The organism is Bradyrhizobium manausense, assembly GCF_001440035.1.
GTDB lineage: Bacteria > Pseudomonadota > Alphaproteobacteria > Rhizobiales > Xanthobacteraceae > Bradyrhizobium > Bradyrhizobium manausense.
On the sequence record NZ_LJYG01000109.1, the window covers coordinates 1 to 19,287 of the forward strand.

At 57.6% G+C, this 19,287-nt stretch carries 7 protein-coding genes, 2 pseudogenes and 1 riboswitch; of the genes and pseudogenes, 4 read left to right on the forward strand and 5 right to left on the reverse strand.

Annotated features, from left to right (window positions below; translation table 11 throughout):
• From AOQ71_RS34235 to metE, 3 genes and pseudogenes are all read right to left on the reverse strand, one after another.
• Window positions 1-343 (reverse strand): helix-turn-helix domain-containing protein (locus AOQ71_RS34235; protein ID WP_057742297.1); only part of this gene is annotated, 343 nt, incomplete at its 3' end.
• 534 nt (window positions 344-877) lie between these two features.
• The gene (locus tag AOQ71_RS34240; protein ID WP_245317318.1) at window positions 878-1,369 is read right to left on the reverse strand and encodes an avidin/streptavidin family protein; all 492 of its coding nucleotides are present in this window, start codon (window positions 1,367-1,369) and stop codon (window positions 878-880) included.
• Between the two features lie 360 nt (window positions 1,370-1,729).
• Window positions 1,730-4,057: pseudogene (metE, locus tag AOQ71_RS34245) on the reverse strand (5-methyltetrahydropteroyltriglutamate--homocysteine S-methyltransferase); the annotation flags it as partial.
• 106 nt (window positions 4,058-4,163) lie between these two features.
• Window positions 4,164-4,388, reverse strand: a riboswitch (cobalamin riboswitch).
• A 727-nt stretch (window positions 4,389-5,115) separates the two neighbouring features.
• Between metE and AOQ71_RS34250 the strand changes: the two are divergent.
• The 3 genes from AOQ71_RS34250 to AOQ71_RS34270 all read left to right on the forward strand — a co-directional run bounded on the left by AOQ71_RS34250 (window position 5,116) and on the right by AOQ71_RS34270 (window position 12,389).
• On the forward strand, window positions 5,116-6,045 hold the full coding sequence (locus AOQ71_RS34250) for a TauD/TfdA dioxygenase family protein (RefSeq protein WP_057756791.1): 930 nt from the start codon (window positions 5,116-5,118) through the stop codon (window positions 6,043-6,045).
• A gap of 811 nt (window positions 6,046-6,856) precedes the next feature.
• Window positions 6,857-8,362: a carbohydrate porin gene (locus AOQ71_RS34255; protein WP_245317319.1), complete on the forward strand. Its 1,506-nt coding sequence runs from the start codon at window positions 6,857-6,859 to the stop codon at window positions 8,360-8,362.
• Window positions 8,363-11,672: 3,310 nt separating this feature from the next.
• Window positions 11,673-12,389 carry a sulfite exporter TauE/SafE family protein gene (locus AOQ71_RS34270; protein WP_057756797.1) on the forward strand — a complete coding sequence of 239 codons (717 nt, stop codon included), beginning with the start codon at window positions 11,673-11,675 and terminating at the stop codon, window positions 12,387-12,389.
• Window positions 12,390-13,840: 1,451 nt separating this feature from the next.
• Here the strand turns inward: AOQ71_RS34270 and AOQ71_RS34275 are convergent.
• Window positions 13,841-14,101 carry a hypothetical protein gene (locus tag AOQ71_RS34275; RefSeq protein WP_057756799.1) on the reverse strand — a complete coding sequence of 87 codons (261 nt, stop codon included), beginning with the start codon at window positions 14,099-14,101 and terminating at the stop codon, window positions 13,841-13,843.
• Between the two features lie 54 nt (window positions 14,102-14,155).
• A complete protein-coding gene (locus AOQ71_RS34280; RefSeq protein ID WP_162268442.1) occupies window positions 14,156-15,391 on the reverse strand; it encodes a glycoside hydrolase family 18 protein in 1,236 nt (411 codons plus the stop codon).
• A 2,279-nt stretch (window positions 15,392-17,670) separates the two neighbouring features.
• Between AOQ71_RS34280 and AOQ71_RS34285 the strand changes: the two are divergent.
• Window positions 17,671-19,080: pseudogene (locus AOQ71_RS34285) on the forward strand (ISNCY family transposase); the annotation flags it as partial.
• Window positions 19,081-19,287: the final 207 nt, after the last annotated feature.

The following is a 19,287-nucleotide window of genomic DNA, read 5'->3' on the forward strand; positions in this document are numbered from 1 at the left end:
TTTTTTTGAAGCTGAGCCCCTCGGCGTGAACAAAAGTCCACACCGCCCGCACGTCTGTCTTGATCCCCCGTGCGGCCAGCTCCTGCGTCAGCTTGCGCAAGGTGAATGGCCCCGAGCGAATGCGTTTGCGCAGCCAGTCGGCGTTGGCATCCGACAGAACCCGCTTCTTGTGGCCGCCGATCTGGCCGGGCGCCAGGCCTCCGGTATCACGCCTTAGGTTCTTCCACTTCGTCACACACGAGGGGCTGATCTGTAGCGCCTTCGCGATCGAACGAACCGTCTCGCCCGCGTCAGCGCGAGCCAAGGCACGTTCACGGATGTCTTCCGAATAGGGGCGCGTCATCCATGCTGGCCTCCGCACTCCAGCATGGAGCTTGAATCAGAAATCGCCCGCTCTGGGAACCCCGATTCCAGTCAAAAACATCATGCTCTAGGTAGATCTCCGGGTAAGTATTCGCAAGGCGGCGCCGCCGGTAAAGGACCTGCTGAGTGTGACCGCGCGGGAAACCTGGATCTTCTACATCAGTAGGTCATAGCAAGAGGTGGCGTGCCGGCCACAAGCCGAGATCGAGACGTGCGGGCAAAAGTTCAGTCTATTTGGTCGCCCCCATTTTTGCCATGGCCGTCAAGGCGCAACTCGATCCTAGCGATTTGCGCAAAACAGACCGATTTTGAAGCCCAGGCCAACGATATGGTCAGCTGGCCCCGCCTGCAACGAGTAATACCGAGCCTGAACAGGTCAGGCGTTCGGGCTCGGCAAGACTCGATCTTCGATACCAAATCCGCTTTTGGACCAAAGTGGGCGTCTGGGTAGATTAAGGCAGGGACGAAAGCTCAGCGTGATAACGTTCCTTCCTTTGCCATGTGGCTGGTCATGTCACTTGCGCAACTTGGTATTCGAGAGCTTTTCGCCTGCACCACCGCTCTTGGCCGCCTCGCCGCTAGCGGATGGTAGTTTCGATTTGTCGCCGCTTGCGAAAGTGAAGGTGTCCGCGCCGGCGCTAATGCCGTTCCACGCCACCGGTTCCGCGAGTGAAAGGAGCCAAAGTCCCTGAAATCCAGATGCAGCGTTCAGCTGCCCGGTCCACACGGTTGTCGATCCGCAGCCAACAAAATTCACCGAAAAGCTGATCGCCGTGCCACTATTGGTCTGCGCGAGCCAGCCCGTCATTGTCTGTGGGGCACCTGCATCGCAGCTATTGCTCGCATTGTTTGTGTAGATGCCGGAAATAGCGCCCGTGTTTGGATTATAATTGTCGACCGCCAGGGTTGAGCCGTATTGGTTGGTCCAGGTCCAAATCGGTTGCGCGGCTGCAGGCGCCGCCAGGATGAGTGGGCCGAGGCAAGCCGCGCCGATCCGCTTCGTCAATTTCCATCTCGCTTGAAACATTTCCGACTCCATGTCGCTCCATTAGTGGAGCAGCCCACTTATAAAACGGGGCATTGACAATTTAAACGAGTATGACGTCGTGATAGCGCTAGCACGTTGAGATGTGATTGACATCCAAATTTCAGCTCTTTTGCCAGCGTGGGTCCCCGTCATAAGGACACGAGCAGCCGACTCGTGACCGGGCCGGACATGCTTGAGCTATCGACAGCTCTGCGCCATACTGCGGCGACGGTGGGCCCAGCTACCTCAATGAGTCATTGGGCCGCGATCGCGGGCCCGGTGTACAAAGCCAGCCTCACCGACGAACACGGCTTTGACCACCAGATCACGCTCGCATGAGGAAGACTTGCGCAGTTCGCGAGCTGCGGCGACCATGTTGACGAGCGCCGGACGAACTTCTGTCCATTTGCGAGTCTTTAGACCGCAATCCGGATTGATCCAGAGCTGTGAGTCCGACAGTCGTTGGCGGGCCAGCGTGATGAGATCCGCTATCTCAGAGGGGTCGGGAACGCGGGGCGAGTGGATGTCATAGACGCCAGGGCCGATGTCGTTCGGGTACTTGAAGGCAGTGAACGCATCGAGCAGCTCCATCCTAGAGCGGGAGGTTTCGATCGAGATGACATCTGCGTCCATCGCGGCAATTGCGTGGATGATGGCATTGAACTCCGAATAGCACATGTGGGTATGGATCTGCGTTGCATCGGCAACACCGGACGAGCACAGGCGGAAGCTTTCAACAGCCCAGTCGAGATAAGATCTCCAATCGGATCGACGGAGCGGCAAACCTTCGCGTAGCGCGGCCTCATCGATTTGGATCATGGTTGCGCCGGCCTTTTCCAGGTCCGCGACCTCGTCACGGATAGCGAGCGCGATCTGACGGCAGGCCTCGCTGCGCGGAATGTCGTCACGGACAAACGACCAAGTGAGGATTGTCACCGGTCCCGTAATCATTGCCTTCATCGGCTTTGTGGTCAGCGACTGCGCGTAGCGCCACCATTCGATAGTCATCGGCTTCGGGCGGGAGACATCGCCGAACAGTATAGGCGGACGAACGTAACGGGAGCCGTAGGACTGCACCCAGCCATGCCTAGTGAAGGCGAATCCGGAGAGCTGCTCGGCGAAATACTGGACCATATCATTGCGCTCGAACTCGCCGTGGACTAGCACGTCGAGCCCGATGTCTTCCTGCCAGAGGACCGCGCTGGCCGTTTCCTTCTTCAAGAATTGTTCATATTTCGCCTTTGTCAAGTTTCCCTTGGCATGCTCGGCGCGGGCGTTGCGTATCTCGCTCGTTTGCGGGAACGACCCGATCGTGGTTGTGGGGAACAGCGGCAGGCCGAAACGCTTGCGCTGAACCTCCGCACGTGTCGCAAAAGCACTGTTTCGGCGGCGCATTGCCTCGTGAATCGCCGCCGTTCGCCGGGCGACGGCCTTGTCATGGATTTTCGGCGATGCCTGGCGTGCCCTCGCTGCAAGGTCTGATTCGGAAAGTGCGGCAATGACATTTCCGTCGCCCGCAAGCGCCTTCGCCAAGGTCGTGAGCTCCTCGATCTTCTGGACCGAGAAGGCAAGCCATCTCTTCACGTCCCGATCGAGATCGGTTTCGAGCGCAAGGTCGATTGGCACATGCAAAAGCGAGCAGGAAGGCGCGAGCTGCACGCGCTCCTTGCCGAACTTTGCAATGACGGGCTTGTACTGCTCAAGCAGTGCCGACAGGTTGGAACGCCATACGTTGCGGCCGTCGATGACGCCGAGTGAAATTACGAGATCCGCGCGGGCGCCGTATTCAATCTGCCTCAATTGCTCCGGAGCGCGAACAAGATCGACGTGCAGTCCGGCCAACGGCAGCTTCAGAGCGGTCGCCAAATTGTCGCCGATTGCTCCGAAGTAAGTTGCAAGCATGACCTTGATGCCAGGCACCTCCTCGGCGAGACGCCCGTAGGCGCGCTGGAGTCCATTCCGCGTGGTTTCGTCCAGATCAAGCACCAGATAGGGCTCATCAAGCTGGACCCACTCGGCTCCACGTTTCGCCAGTTCTTTAAGAACTTCGACATAGACGGGCACGAGGCTATCGAGCAGCGAAATCGGATCAAACGCTGGATCGACGCTCTTGCCTAGTTTCAAGAAGGTGACTGGTCCCACCAAGACAGGACGCGTCTGATAGCCGAGGGCTTTCGCCTCCTCATATTCCTCGATCGGCTTGCGGGAAGAGAGCTTGAAGGTCTGTCCTTTATGGAATTCTGGCACCATGTAGTGGTAATTGGTATCGAACCACTTAGTCATCTCCTGCGCAGAGGCGCCAAGGCCTTGACCGGTGTGAGCCCAGCTCGCCTCTCGGTCCTGGTCTTGCGAGCCCCGCGCCATGGTGAAATAGGTCTTCAGCGAGACGGGACCACTCTCCCAGCCATACGCCTCAGGAATGGCGCCGACCGTGACGCTCGTGTCGAGAATCTGGTCATACAGTGAAAAGTCATTAGACGGGATGATAGTGACGCCCAACAGATTCTGACGTGCCCAATTGGCGACACGAAGACCGGCTGCAGCTTCAAGGAGCTGCTGGTCGCTGATCTTGCCAGCCCAGTAGCCTTCGAGCGCCAGCTTGAGCTCACGGCGTGGCCCAATACGCGGCATGCCGAGGGTCGCGACAGGAAGTGAGAGAAGAGACATAGCTTTATCCCCATTGTGTGGGGGCAAAGGCCATGGCGGAACGCAGGCAGGAAGGCCGCCAAAGCGAGGCCTGCTGCTAGGCGTACCACCGGACACCCCGCCCGTGGACGATTATGTTGTCGGGGCAGGTCTCCTGGCTCGCGGGTCATCGCCTGCATCCGGCCTTCCCGAAGCGTTTGCTTCAGTGACGCGTTTGGATACGGGCTCGCCGCTTACAGTTGCGGGGGCAGCGCCGGCATTGCTTTGATCCTGAACGAATCGAAAGCGCACCGGCTTCCCTCTTAGCTCCAGATCAAGCTAGATCTAGAGAACCTCGACGCCTGCGATTATCTGCAACGCAAGCGGTTCGTCAACCCGGAGATGCCAATAGACGCGTCGAGCTCCCCGGAGCAATCGTAGTATCAGGCTCGGGGCGCTTGCATGTGATCGACGAGGTTGGCCGTAATACCAACGCTTGCAATCGCGCTGTTGTTGGTCACACGACGCTCGTATCGGCTAGTGATTATCGAGTAGCCCGGGCCTGGGAAACGCCGCTGCTGTGAAACCACGCCACACAAAACGCACAACTCGACAAAGGGTTAAGAACCTTGACCAGCGTTTCCTTATCGCCGACCTTTTCTAGACATTGCGCATGGAGAGCAATGGAGTGCTTTTTGGTTAGTTCCGCTTCGGTGTCACCGCTGCGACTCTTTAGCGCGGCAATCTGGATCGCTTAGACCGCCCCTCTAAGTCGATCACAAAGCCGCTCTCATTGCCTTTTTCAAATTCACTCGGTAGTGGAGGAAATATCAATCCCTCAGCGAACTGCGGAGCTCTCACCTCGGTCAACTACCAATGCTGGCAATTGATCGAACTGACGTAATGGTCAATTTTAAATCAAGACCTTCGCGAACGCCGAACTAACCTACCCGAGATCGCGTGAAGAGCTCAAGCAAGGGCTCGCCGCTGCATCACGGGCTATGAAGGATCCCGCCATGCAGCCCCATTTGGCGTTCGTCGCTCTTTCGAGTTGAATAATGTGATCCCGTGGCAACCGCAAAATTGGAGGCGCCGGAGCCATGACTGCAACGGTCTTGTCGAACAATGTCATTCCTTGCGCGGATATCATCAAACGGGCAGCACGCATCGGCGCGGAAATCCGAAATATTAAGCTGTCGGGCGATTTGCCGGAGCAGACGATCGCCTCGATCAATGAGCTACTGTTGGAGCACAAGGTTATCTTCTTTCGCCAACAGGAGCACCTTGATGATGCGGAGCAGGAGCGCTTTGCCGTTCGTTTCGGAAAGCTGGCACGTCATCCGACGCTCGGTGCGATTAACGGAACGGCGTCGATCATCGAGCTTGATTCAGCTCGCGCCGGTAGCCGGGCCGACCTCTGGCACACTGATGGAACCTTCATCGATGCCTACCCCAAGATTGCGGTGCTGCGAGGCATTGTGATGCCACCATTCGGTGGCGATACGGTTTGGTCAAATACCGTCACGGCCTACCTCGACCTGGCTCCGCCTCTCCAACGGCTTGCAGACAGGCTCTGGGCCCTTCACAGTAACGCCTTCGATTACGCGATACTGGCCCGCGCCAGCGAGCTCGACAAAAGGCACTTAGACGAAGTTTTCACTAAAACAATCTATCAGACTGAGCATCCCGTTGTGCGCGTACACCCGGAGACCGGGGAACGCACGCTGGTGCTCGGTGCTCTAGTGCAAAACTTCATTGGTGTCCCGAAATACGACGGCCAGAAGCTTTTTGATTTGTTTCAGTCTCATATCACGGCGCTTGAAAACACCGTGCGCTGGAACTGGAAGGAAGGCGATGTAGCGATCTGGGACAATCGCGCCACACAACATTACGCCGTGAATGACTACGGCGACCAACACCGCCTCGTTCATCGTGCAACCATCGCCGGCGAAGTACCCGTTAGCATCGATGGTCGGAGCAGCGTGACACACGTAACGTCCCCCAAGCAGCCCGCGGCTGAGGTCGCTTAGACGGATCACAAGATTGGCCGCGACCCGGACCCGGACAACGGAAGCTATCGCACTCAACTATGAATCTGATGCTCGAGCTCGCAAATCGAAAAGCAGTAATTGTTCTTGAGAGGACAAATTGGATTCAGCAGCTACTTGGTAGCGGTACTATGATCGCGTGCTCATAAACCGGGTGTCGGGTCAGGTACCCCTGATGTTCGCTCGTCCGCCAATAGCGGCGGAATTGCAGACGTCGCCAGAGGTCGCAGAAGGGCCAAAAAGGAGATATCATTCGATCGCTTTGTGGATGCCTAGCAGAAGCTTACGGGCGCCAGGTGGTCGTGAGCAACGAGGCCATTTGAGCGCGATGGTTCCTGCCCGTTGCCGATAGCGTTCCGAACTAGGCAAAATGGCATGCTCGATGGCTTGCCGGATCTCCGGCGTCTGCGCGTCAATCAGCATGGGCGTTCGTACCGTACCTCGCGGCCCTGCGGCTGATATCACCTACCAACCTTAGCAATTGATGCAATGGTGACCACATGGCAATCGGACGGCAGCTAAGGTCTTGCCTCTCACGCTAAGGAAGTCGGGATGCAATATGGGTCTGCCTACGCCAGCAAGCGTGATGGATCTGCCGTCTCGTTAGCGTCAGCTGTGAGGTCTACAGCGATCGTATTCGTTTCATGCAAACCGCTCGCAAACTTTCTCGCGCGATCATCGAGGATCCGGCCCTCAAAGGTTTTAGTGCTCCGTAGCCCTCGATTGCTTCGTCTCGTGGGCGTTGCGAACGAAAATTCATGAAACAAACGCGCAGAGTTGGATTACTATCGCAGTGTTCCTCGCGGCGAATCTCATCGTGGATGCGGCGTTGGCTCAAGCTGCCACCGTGCCTAGCTCACAAAGTGACACTCCTGGTGAGGTCGCCGACGGAGGAATTAAAAAGAAGAACCGCCTGGCGACGTCCTACCGAAGGTATCGGTCGCAACAAGCTGCGCATCTCACCGGTAGCGCGGCGCTTGAACAGACCGAAAACGCGTTTGCAGCAAAGCGCGAAGCTGCGGGTGTGGTTGCAAAGAATAAAATTCCGGAGAATGCCGGCCCATTTGCAAAGTACGAGGACCTGCGCGAAAAAGGTATGTGGCTCAATATTCCCGGTCCGGCCGATACAGTAGATCAGGATTACGGCGGCGTTAGATCTGCGCTGGGAGAAGTCGGAATCGGCTATGTTGGCGGGACAGTAAACACCTTCGTGGACAATCAGCTGCCGAATGCAGCGAAGAGCGCCATTCGTGATCAGCTATATGCAGGTCAGAACCCGACATTCAATACCCTAAATTTCATGATCGTGACCTATGATCTCAGCCGATTTGGGATTCCCGATGGTCAGATCATCGTAGGAGCCCAGCAGCAGTACTGGACATGGAAGCCCGGCGGGCCAGATAGAGTTGGGATCAATACGATCGGCTACTATCAAACGTTTTTTGACGGGAAACTCGAACTCAAAATGGGCTATCTCAGGAACATAAATGAGTTCGTAGGCACGGTGGTCGGAGGAAACGCAGCAGTAAACGTTTTTGGAGCGTCATCCCACATTTTGTACCAAGCAGGCATGAGCAACAATGCCGCGCCGACGCCAGCGTTCAATCTAAAGTACAATTTTGATGATCGGTTCTACAACAGGATTTCAGTACAGCGTTCACTCAGTCCAGACGGTCAATTTGCGCAAATTCGCGAAAATCCGACTGGCTTAAACTGGAGCACGACGAACGCGGGCGTTCTCTTGCTCGACGAAGCCGGCTACAAGAACAAAGCTGCTCCAGGTTTACCTGAGACTTGGTTGCGGGCAGGTGCCGGTTTCAACAATAGTAGCTACACCGACTTGCAGGATCCGAAGCAACCGAGGGCCGACGGGAACAGCATCTATTACGCGGCAGCGGACAGGCAACTCTGGCAGTCGGATGTCCTAGGCTCACCAACTCGCGGCATCTATGCAGGATTTTCCGTGATGTACGCGCCGCCCGACTCAAACAGGGTGAGTAAGTATTTCGAGCTCCGTCTCTACGCGAAAGGGTTGTTTGACAGCCGTCCAAGTGACCAGATTGCGATTGTTGCCACCAACACTGCGTGGAGCAACGTTGCAGTAGAAGCTGCCGTGGCCAAGGGCCATCTTGTGCATCGCGACAGTACGGCGCTTTCCGCAACCTACACGGCACATCTGTCGTCCGGGGTATATTCAAGCTTAGGACTGACATACGTCAATAACCCTACGAGCATCACTTACACGCCGCGAACGGGACATGCGTTGAACGTGTTAGTGTCTACGTCGATATTCTTCTAAGCCTTCAAAGATAGGGAGAAATTCACAAGCACGCCAATGCGGATATTGGTATCCGCGATGCTTGGCGAGGGGCACGAAGCTGTCGACACACAGCGGCCACGCAGCGTGATGCCCGCCACATTGATGGCCATTGGATTGGCCAGCTAACGCGGCTTCTTGGATCTATGCAGTTCAGCGCCTCTCGCGAATTGTGCCAGAGGGGAGGGGCATTTGCCCCGAACTGTTCTATCTTCCTCTACCGTCTATAGGAAAGCCGAATAAGCGATGTATCGGCAAAGCTCGCAGCATCTCGCACCTCGACAGTCGCCCGCTCAGGTAAGGGGGAAGTCAGAACGGTGCTCACCAGGACAGCTGCATGATCTGACCTTGTCAGATCGCGGCCGCACTTTGCAGGAGATAATCTCTCGCTAGAGGAGATCTGCTTTGGAGAAGTCCAGTCGGGATATCGATGGGTCACCCTAGAATTGCAAGAATACAATGTTAAGGGCGAAATGCGAACCGCAGAAGACGTTCTTGGGGAGAGGCAAGACGCGCTCTACGGTATCAACACTCTCCGGGCTTTGGAGAATTTTTCACTCACGCGCCGCACAAATCGGGATGCCGTCATTGTGAGCAACCATGTCGTCGATCCTCTCCGATCCCAATTGTGAAGGCTTGGAATCAACGACTACCTCAGCGAGGTGATTGCTTTTGAAAGCCGCGCCACACAGTTCAAATCGATGAGCAAGGGGGAGCGGCTTCGTCTGTACATGCAGAAAAACGCCCCGAAACCGCCGGCGACCTTCATTATCGGCGATATACCCAGAATATTGCACGCGACCTGGGGGCTTATGAGTGTCTCGATGACCGGCGGATTTGTTTCCAATTCGCGATTGCAGGCAACAGAACCGGACTACATCTTCCGCGGCCATCATGAGCTATTGCCGATCTTGCAGAGGCACGGCTTATTCCGGGACGCATAAAATCATCGTCGAAGAATAATGACCCGATGTCGCCCTATAGCGACAAAAGCCACCCTCATGCGTATCCGTGCCGCCCGCAGTAAGGAGCTGACGTTGCCTCAATCGGCGTACCCGTGGACCCTTCCGCTTATTGTGGCGGCCGTGAAAAGTATCTGATTCTTCTGCCCTTTTTTTCGCTGAGCGGCAGAGGCCCGTGTTCGCGTCCGTGGACCATTCGGGCTGAAGATACCAGGTGTCGTTTTGCAAACGGATCGTTAGGCTGACGATCCGGCATCGGCACGGCTAGAGTGTGTTTTAGGGTTAGGGATGCAGGACATAATTCTCGACTCATTCTCAGATTGCTCAAATCCGATCGAACCTGGTCTTGATAAGCCGCTTGTGGCGCAAGAAGGGCGGCTAAGCCTCCGCGCTGCTGCGGCCTCTGTAAGATGGGGGCGCGTGGTTCTCGGGCCAAAGAGCCCACAAAAACGCTTTTTGGAGAAGTTCGTATCCGCGTGGTGATGTCGAAGTGAACCTCCAGTCTAGGTTATGATCGCGAATCCAGCGCGAGAACGGTGAATATAGCGTTCAACCTCCGTCGCTAGACGGGCATAACCGCATCGCACCTCTACCGCCGAGTGCTACCGTTGTGCTTCATACGCTACTATCTTGCGATCGCTCTTCCAAAGCTCAATCGCGTAATCATTTGCAACGCGCCGTACCCGCTCCTTTGCTACGTCCTCATCAGAACAGATAAATTCGACGAAACTCACAGCATGTCCATCTGGCCCGACTAGGTAGGCCGTGTACCGCTCCATCGAAGCTACCTCTAGCCGACGGCTCGTGACCATAGCGGCCCCGGTCGCTGCACTGACCGAAAACGCGCAACCCGGATTACGGCGCAAACCTGCGCGGAGTAAAGTCCCAAGATTGTTCTTCAACGATTCACTCCGTGATTGGAGTGCGGCTCCCCGACCAGATCGTGTACGTGAAGTCCGCGCCTTCCCGGTGATCGAACAGCCTTGCGTGCTTGCTGGTGACCTTTACGGAAAAGAAAGATGAAGTGTCGTGATCAAAGCCGCTGTACGCTCCCAGGGGGCGCGGCCTCAGCCGCCAACGTGATCTCACGCCCTGGTGAAACATATACGGCAGTGAGCCGCCGACTTTGCACTGATTGTCGGAGTCGTATCCGCTCGCCCAATTTGCGTTTACCCACACCCTGATCCTATTGTATCCACGGGTTTCGTGTTCGTACAAGCTGAGGACCTCGCGGCGGAGCGCGTGAGCAAAGGCGACCGCAGCCACAGCCGCCCGCATATGCTGTTTCATGGCACCTCACCGCAAATCGGTCGGGGCGGACACAACACGCCGTGACACGTCCGGTCCGCCCCTGCATCACCCAGCCGGGAGGCGAGACGGTGATGGTGTGCTGGGCGAAGCAAGCTGCGTGCCGAAGGCGAAATTACGAAGTCTACAGGCGCCTTGCGATGGTGTGCACAGCGTCAGCCTAGGAAAATCGGCTCAAACCCGACAAGCTCGCAGAGCTCTTGTCCGATTGCTCGCAAAGGCTGTGGTGCGGAGCCTCGGCTTTGCTGGATTTGCCTTGACGGCCACCGGCACGCCGCCATTTGCCAGAGGTGCGGCTATGCCGACACCTGGCGCTTCCTCGCTTCCTCCTCCGCCGATCCATCGCGAAGGATCAGTTCGCATCAAACTCCAGGAGCAATGAGCTGGAGCCGCGATGCTCGCCAGCAGTCCACGGAAGCCTCACTTGTCCCATCTCTTCGGGCGATACGCGCTGGCCGTTCAAGCGAAAAGCGCGCGGTTAACAGCATACCTTTTCAATTCTGCCTTGTCGGCCAGCACATCGGCCGATGCCTTTAGACGCGTAGCTAGTGCAAGTATACATCGGCCGCCTCGGTGACAGCTTCAAGGTTATGCAGACCGTTGTTCAGAGCCTGGTGATACGGTCAACTACTAACATTGGCAATTGATGAAGATGACGCACACGTGGCAATCCTACTCAATCAAGCCAGAAGAAAATCAGGATGAATATAGACGTGGCCACCCGATGAACCTGAATGATATGCTGCTCGCTCGTTGCCTACGGCCGCACTCTCGATCTCGGAAGCCGATGTACGAGCTGAGACGCAATCGGCCCGGCGTCGCCGAAGTCCATGAACTTCACGTCCGTCAGCATGACGGAGCCTATCGGGTGCGACCTACTTGCCGGTTGTCGTGACGGAGGCCTGCCTGATCATGCGCCCGGAGTACGCAGCAAAGGTGCAGAGGCAGTCTCTTGCCTCGCGATGCAGTCGTTGACCGATTAATCCTGCGAAGGCGGAAGAGTTCGCCAAAGTCGGTGCAGCATGTTTCCTCTGGGTTTAGCCGTCATCTCAATGCTCTACGCGACGGTCGGGCAGGCGGGCGGGACCGCGTTTCTCGGGCTGATGGTGTTCGCCGCTCTTCCGCCAACAGAGATGCGCCCGACAGCGCTCGCTCTCAACGTCGCTGTCGCGACTTATTCAACCTGGGTCCTTAATCGCAACAGAGTCGTTGACTGGACAATGCTGCGTCCGCTTTTGTTTTCATCAACGCCAATGGCACTCGGCGGCGGCCTTATCGTGCTTAGGGATTACATTTACAGGCCAATGACTGGCAGCCTCCTTCTGCTGGCAGGCGCCGTGATGGCCTTACGGCGCGATCGCGCCACCGATCACGATCGCCAAATGCCGCTCTGGGGTACCGCAAGTGTTGGAGCGATCGTCGGCCTGGTTTCTGGCCTGACCGGTGTTGGCGGCGGAGTGTTCTTGGCTCCGACGCTCATTGCATTGAATTGGGCGTCTCCTAAGCAGGCCACTGCGCTGTCGAGCCCATTCATCCTGGTGAACTCCGCAGTCGGGTTAGCCGGAGTTCTTCTCGCCGGCCAAGTGCCGTCTTTGCATTTCGGGTCGTATGCTATCGCCGCGCTGGGAGGCTCCATCACAGGAACGGCAATCGGCCTCAAATGGCTGGGTCAAACAGCCACCAGGGTCATACTCGCAGGAGTTTTGTTCGCCGCCGGGATCCAAATGGTTCTTGTGTGAAGGCTGAGGTCGCTGGAGCGGCGCTCGGGTGATCGTCGCGAGCCGGATAATGAGCGAGTAAACATTCGGCTCGCGCCTCTCAATGGGGGCGAGGTGGATATCGGATGCACGTCTAAGCGGGATGAGCAATATACTGATCCAAGCTCGGTCGTGGACGATGCGTTCAACCGAGTACGGAGCCACCTGCAGTAGCACGAGCATCTGATTGGCAGCGGTCGGTCAGCGTCCGAAGTAGGGACGGTTGGCACCGTGGTGCGGACCAGGCTGCCAGTTCGGTTTTCTCAAGGGACCCCTAATTGGGAGATTTACTTCAGTTGCATCGGTGTTCTGGAAGCTGGCGCGGAGATCGGTGTCGGAGCGCGCGTGAGCTCGGTCGAGGAACTCGGCGAAGACGGTCTGCAATCCATCGCAGTCAAAGCTTTGGGCAAGTGCGCCTAAGCTTGTCGTCGCACCCGACAATACATAGCGATGCGAGCTGTAATGGCCGCGCCAGATCTGCGCGGCGGAGCAGCTAAGTCATTGAGAGAGGCTCTCGCGTCGTCTGATGAGAGAGCCTCCGTCCTTCTACCGGCGTGTCGCCGCTTCCCGCAGACGCGATAGATGATCGCATGTTCTCTGGGAGGGTGGCTCCGGTTCCGACGGCGCTATATCGGCGACCCGGAGGGGTTTTTCGCGTTGGCGAACCGAGTCTGAGCCAGCTTATCATGTCCGGGCGATGCCAGCGCGCCGAGTTTCTATTTATACATCACCAAATGCGTATAGATCATGCAACCACCCAGCCGCGAGATTGATGGGGGGCGAGTTCACCCTTCTCGTGGTTCCTCCGCTCTGGTAGACGACGTAGAAAATCTTACTCGTGGGGCCCGGTCCGGGCGGCGTTTATTCCGCCCGGCATGTTTTCACCTCTGAAGGGGGCCGGTATCGATCAGCGTGCCCCATGCCGCTCTCACCCGACGGCGGTGTGCCTTTCTTGCGAGAATGTCGGCACCAGTTCTGTGCATGTCGGCCGAGTCGATCTCCAGGAGGGCTCTGCCAGATTTCCTCAGCGATGCCCGGGTGCTAATAAGCTCATGTTGCCTCTATTCAGTAGCCGTTTGCCTTTTGAACGCGTCTGCGGGCGCTTTTCCAGAGAACTGAGAGTCTTAGGAGACGACTACATGAAGTCCGTGCGGATCACGCCTGAGGAATAATTTGCAAGACGGCCAAGTAATCACTTTCCTACTGCTATCGGCGCTAAGCGGAAACTGTGCCAACTTCAGACGACATTCAGGACTCCCGACCAGGCTTCCAGCTATCTTCACAAGCACCGAAAAGAGTTGGAGCATGCAACCCGCGAAAGATTCGCCCGTGGCGAGTTGGAAGACGGGGTGTCGTCAAACCGACAACGCTTTCAGAGTTAGCATCCGCTTTAAATTGCTGACGGCAGTCCAGGGATGAGAGCAAAAGCCCGTCTATTTGAGCGGGTATTTGATCTTTGGCAGCTGCCCGGTTAGCGAATGAAGGAATGCGACAATATCATCCACCTCCTTTTTGGCTGGCTTGGCGCCGAGCTGCGCTTCGCTCATCACGCCCACCGCCTGCTTGAGACTCAAGACCTGCCCCGAATGGAAGATCGATGCCCGTAAGGCGACGTTGCCCAGCGGCGCGGATAAATATCCATCGTTTGCGATCTTGGCAACCGCAAAGCCGCCCCCTTGTCGGCGACTGGTCAAACAACAGTGCTGCCCGACTTCTCGATTACGCCGAGCAGGACAGTAGCTACGCTCCTATTCGGACCTTCGTACAGGTGGGGGGCGGAGTGCTGCGAGCAGCGAACCGTCATCGGCGAATAAGTCCCAGACCACGACTCCGGCGAGCGCATGGGTGCGAGCGTACGTCGCCTTGCATGCGATGGAGAGTGGGTCGTCGTAGCTGATCCACAAGCGCCGTTCGGCGCTGTAGAGCCACGGCACCTGGGCCTCGTCGCTCCAATAACGGCGAAACCCCTGCTCCTCCGGTCGCCGGGCAACGAGATCTCGATAATCGATGCCGTCGCTTCCTCCCCACTCCTCGCTCGCTGTAGCCCCCGGTTGGAAAAGCCCGCCCTTTTCTTGCGGCACGCCCGCAACGGCTCGGCTATAGAAGGCCATCCCGAGCGTCACCTTGGCTGGCGGCACGCCGGAACGGATCAAGGCGGTCACGCTCGCATCGACATTCAGGTCGGGATTTGGATCTCCGGCGCCGGCGAACAGTGGGGCATTGAAGCCGGCAAAGGCCGAGCCCGCATGATAGTCGTAGGCCATCACATTGATTCGGTCGACCAGGCGAGCGAGAGCGGCCGCCTCTAGATTGATAATTTTGTCAGGCGTCGACGACACCGCGATGGTGAGCTCCAGGCTCCGGCGCTCCAACGCGGAAAAGCCCGCGAGCTTTCGGCGGAGCTCCGCAATCAGGAGCGTAAAATTGCCACGGTCCTCGATGTGCGCAAGATTTCCGGGACGTCCTCCTGAGACAGGAAATTCCCAATCGACATCGACGCCATCGAACAGACCTGGATACGGCCGAAAGAACGCCTCGACGACGGATTGTGCAAACCGCGCGCGCGAGAGCGGCGTGGCAGCTGCGGCCGAGAAATATTTCGATCCGTTCCAACCGCCTAACGAAATCAGGATCCGAAGCTGCGGATTGCTCCGCTTCAATTCGGCGAGTTGGGCGAAGTTGCCGCCGAACGGACCGGGCGCCGTCCCATCGCAGGCTCCGGCGTCGAGGCAACTGTCCGTAAGTTCAGCCAGTCCTTCTGCCGAGACGGTACCGAATGCGTACATCAAGTGGGTCAGCTCGCGAGCCGGGATCGTCCTGATGCTCGGGCCGCCTGGCCGAGCCTTCCAAGGGGCCAGATAGCCGGCGACCACGGGGCTCCCGACTTGTGCGGCCCACCCCTGCTGCATCAAAGTTTGTCCGCACACGAGGGTAAACAACCCGGCCGCGGCGAATGTTCGACGATTAGCAAGACTCAAGACCATAGGCTCTCTGCTGGATTGCGCGTTTGCGCCAACGGATGACGACGACCTCCAGGATATCGCTCGGCACGACTGCCGCGAACCTATCGACATCAAACTGATCACTCGTTCTCAACCAAACGCCTCAAAGCGGCTCCGGCGCGACACCGGATTCAGGTGCGATATACTTGGGGTCGATATAGCGGTTGTCCATACCTAACAGCGGGCGCCGGCAGTGCGCCCTGCGCGGTGGCGTAGTGCTCGCGAATAGGGCGGCCGGTGAAGTGCCAGTCCGGTGAGACCCAGCGATCTTCTGATCAGCCAATCTGCGCGACAGCGATCTCGTCAGCTTCTCGAAAGGCAGCTCTGCTATCTAAGGGTTCGGAACGGCTGTGGCGGTTCTCAATTGGAGACTAGGTATGCGCGTTAACACTACCGACCGGTTGCCACCAATCCCCGAAGAGAGGACGAGCCGGCAAGACGGTCCAACGGACTTTCAGCAGCAGCTCAGCGCGCTAAGGACGCCGGCGATGCTCAACAGGGCGGGCAATTCGCAGGGCGGGGCGCAGACGCGTCTTCCGCGGTCTCGCTTGAACCTTCCATATCGTGAGTCCGCGCTGCACGACAGTCCTGACCTCTTGCGAAGGGGCGCTCCGTCGGCGGAAGTCGTCGCGACGCTTGCAGGAGCGCAGGCGCGTCTTCCCCGGTCTCGCATGAACCTTCCGTATAGTGAGTCTTCCCGGTTGCGCGATGGTCCTGACTTTGTCCGCGATCCGTCGCAGGATAACCCGTCGCTGGACTTCAGCACGTCTCCCGGCGCGTTGCTGTCCGGGATAGAGACAGATCACCCGGAGGCTCGAATGAATCGTCCGTATAAAGAGTCCGTGCTCCTTGCCGATGCTCGCTTTGCGCCGCCTGATGAAACGACTAACAGAGCGGTTCAGGAGGAGGTTGGGGCGTCTTCGCCGGCAATCTCATCCGAGCGATACTCAAAACACCACTGGCGAAATATATAATCGCTAAGTCCCGCATCTGAGGCAGCTAGACTGCCTCAGTATAATCCGAGCGATCTGACGATACAATCTCCCAGGCCCCGCCCGCCGATATATCCTGCGACGGCGAATGGCCAGTCGATTCCGAATTGCTTTCAGTCATGGGCGAGCACAGGTACTGAAAGGAATGCCGCTCATATAGCGACAGCCAAAGCTTGCCGCACATTTGTCAGCGTGATTACACCAATCTAAGATTCTTCCTCAACTCCACGTGCGCGATGGAGGCCGCTGACGCGCAGCTGGTCTCGCAAAGCGAAGAAGAATAAGGTCGTGCCCGGCCACACGACGGCTTCCGACCGGCCATCCACTATTGAAAGCCAGCTACGTATTCGAGCGTCCGTTTCGCGGGTGCGTCGACTTGCTTTAATCGGCGATAGTGGTCTTCCTAATGTTTACCGAAATCGCTTGCCTTTCGCACGTAATAACCTTGCTTCTGAATAGCTAGCCTGATCTCGTGACTGACGCCGATACCGGCGTCTTCTTCTTTCGCCTCTTCGTGAGCGAACCCGTGGCTGGCAGCGGAGCTCCCCGTGAACAACCCGCAGATCATCTCTATCGTTTAGATACACATCGAACATGTCCGACCTTTGGCTGAAATCGAGGCTATCCTGGCTGTCTCGTGTACGTGAACAAGCGGGGTCATTGGACTTTCGCTCAAACTCGCCAACGACACGTGTCGCCAGCGACCGAATGCGACCAGATTCAGTCGCGAGAAGTGTGTACTGCCGAAGTCCGGCTTTCACCGGACGTCGCTTGTCACACTATTTTGGCTTATAGTCAGCGTAGACGATCAACGCCACCGGATCGAACCTTTGTGAAGGGGTGTGCGCGTGATGTCCTAGCGGTGGCAACACGTTGCAGCTGAAATGCCGATCTCGCGATGACAGCCCATGCACCGGTAAATTCCAGCGTTGGGAGCTGCGGCTCCTGGCCCGTAATCCCGATCAAAAGCTTCGCTGGAAGACTGTTGCAGATAGTTCGCGCCTTTGTAGATGGCCATTTCACTTTTCTTGACCGACTAATCTATGAATCAAATGAAATTCATTTTCGGCGGCAAAGCTGCTTAAATTACTTCTCCACGTTGCATGCGCGCCATCACTGCCACTGGGCGGCCGCGATCAAGATGAGAACTCACATTGCGCCGCCTGAAATGTTCCTGAATGCTAGGCCGTTGCCTCACGCAATTTGTCCCCCAGTGGGTTGGGACTGCGGGGGCGACAATGAGGCACTGAGCATGCGACTCGAAGAGAACTGACCGCCGCTGTGGGGCAGCGCTACAGAGAGGCGAGCCGCGCGGAGAAGGCACGAATTCCTGACGAGTTTGTGGTTGTGACGGGCTTCCACCGAAAGCATGCGATGCGCCTGCTCCGAGGCGATATCGGGCAATCCTCGGTTCGGCGCACCCGTCGCCAGATTACGAGCAAGCTGAATGAAATGCGCTGGCAGTTCTTTGGGACATCGGACCGGATTTGCGGCAAGAGATTGAAAGCGCTGCTGCCGCTCCTGATCGAGTCGATCGAACGGAACGGCCACATGCCCTGGCGCCCGAAATCCGCGCGAAGCTGCTAGTGATGAGCGCGTCGACGATCGACCGGGCGCTGGGCAAGGTCCGACAGGAGGGTGGGCGCCAGCGCCGTCGGCCGGTGGCGAGCGCATTGCGACGGAGCATCCCCGTACAGACGTCCGCCGACTGGAAGGATCCGGCGCCCGGCTTTGTCGAAGCCGATCTGGTCGCCCACAGCGGACCCTCGGCGCGCGGCAGTTTTGTCCAGACGCTGCTGCTCACGGATATTGTGACCGGTTGGACGGAGTGTGCGCCGTTGCTCGTGCGTGAGCAAACGCTCCTGAACACCGTGTTGACAGAACTTCGCCGACAGCTGCCGTTTTCCCTCCAGGGCATCGATGCCGATAATGATACCGTGTTCATAAACGAGACGCTAAAAGCATATTGTGAGCAGGCGAACATTGTCCTCACTCGGTGCCGACCTTACCGCAAGAACGACCAGGCATTTGTCGAACAGAAGAACGGAGCCGTGGCCCGACGGACGGTTGGTTATCGGCGGTTTGAGGGGCTCGAGGCGGCTGCGTTGCTTGGACAACTCTATCGCTCAGTGCGTCTATTCGTGAACTTCTTCCAGCCGTCGTTCAAGCTGATCGGAAAACAGCGCGATGGCGCACGCGTCAGAAAATCTTACAGTGCACCGACGATGCCGCATCAACGCCTGGCAGGCGACCCACATACTCCGATGCGGTTCGGGCCCGACTGCAGGAAATCTGCGTCAGTTTGGACCCGGTCGAGCTGCTGCGTGACATTCGGTCCGCGCAGCAACGTCTGGCCAACTTTGCCGACGTGAAGTCGCCGGACGATGCGATTGCTGTGGCCCCGCCGATCGACTTGTTCCTCGCCAGCTTGCGAACGGCTTGGAAAGAGGGCTCATCTCGACCGATGGACCGGCCAATCTCAAAGCGAAGTGAGGTCGTCGTCGGCCTGATCCGCTCCTTCAGGCGATCCCAAAGCTGCAGGAGTGGTTCAAGGCCGAGCCGTGGCGAACCGGCGCCGAACTCCTGACGAGGATACCGGCGGAATATCCGGGCGCATACCCGGACAAGCTGCTGCGAACGCTACAGCGCCGCCTGAAATCCTGGCGCAGCGAGCAGGCAGCGCGCTGCTGTTTGGATCGGCGGTTCCTGCGGCGCGGATGGGTTGGGCGGGGACATCGCCCGCTTCCGGTACGGGGAGGCCGGTCGTTGCGCAACCCGCCCAGCTCCACGACCGGCCTCCCCCGTACCGACCGTCCGTCTTCTTGGGAGCAAAATAAATGAGGCAACGATCGCGTCGTCGGGAACATTCCTCCATGAGCAATACGC

Coding starts and splice junctions, on each gene's coding strand:
- AOQ71_RS34250 (WP_057756791.1), top strand. CDS start 5,116: ATGACTGCAACGGTCTTGTCGAACAATGTCATTCCTTGCGCGGATATC.
- AOQ71_RS34270 (WP_057756797.1), top strand. CDS start 11,673: ATGTTTCCTCTGGGTTTAGCCGTCATCTCAATGCTCTACGCGACGGTC.
- AOQ71_RS34280 (WP_162268442.1), bottom strand. CDS start 15,391: ATGGTCTTGAGTCTTGCTAATCGTCGAACATTCGCCGCGGCCGGGTTG.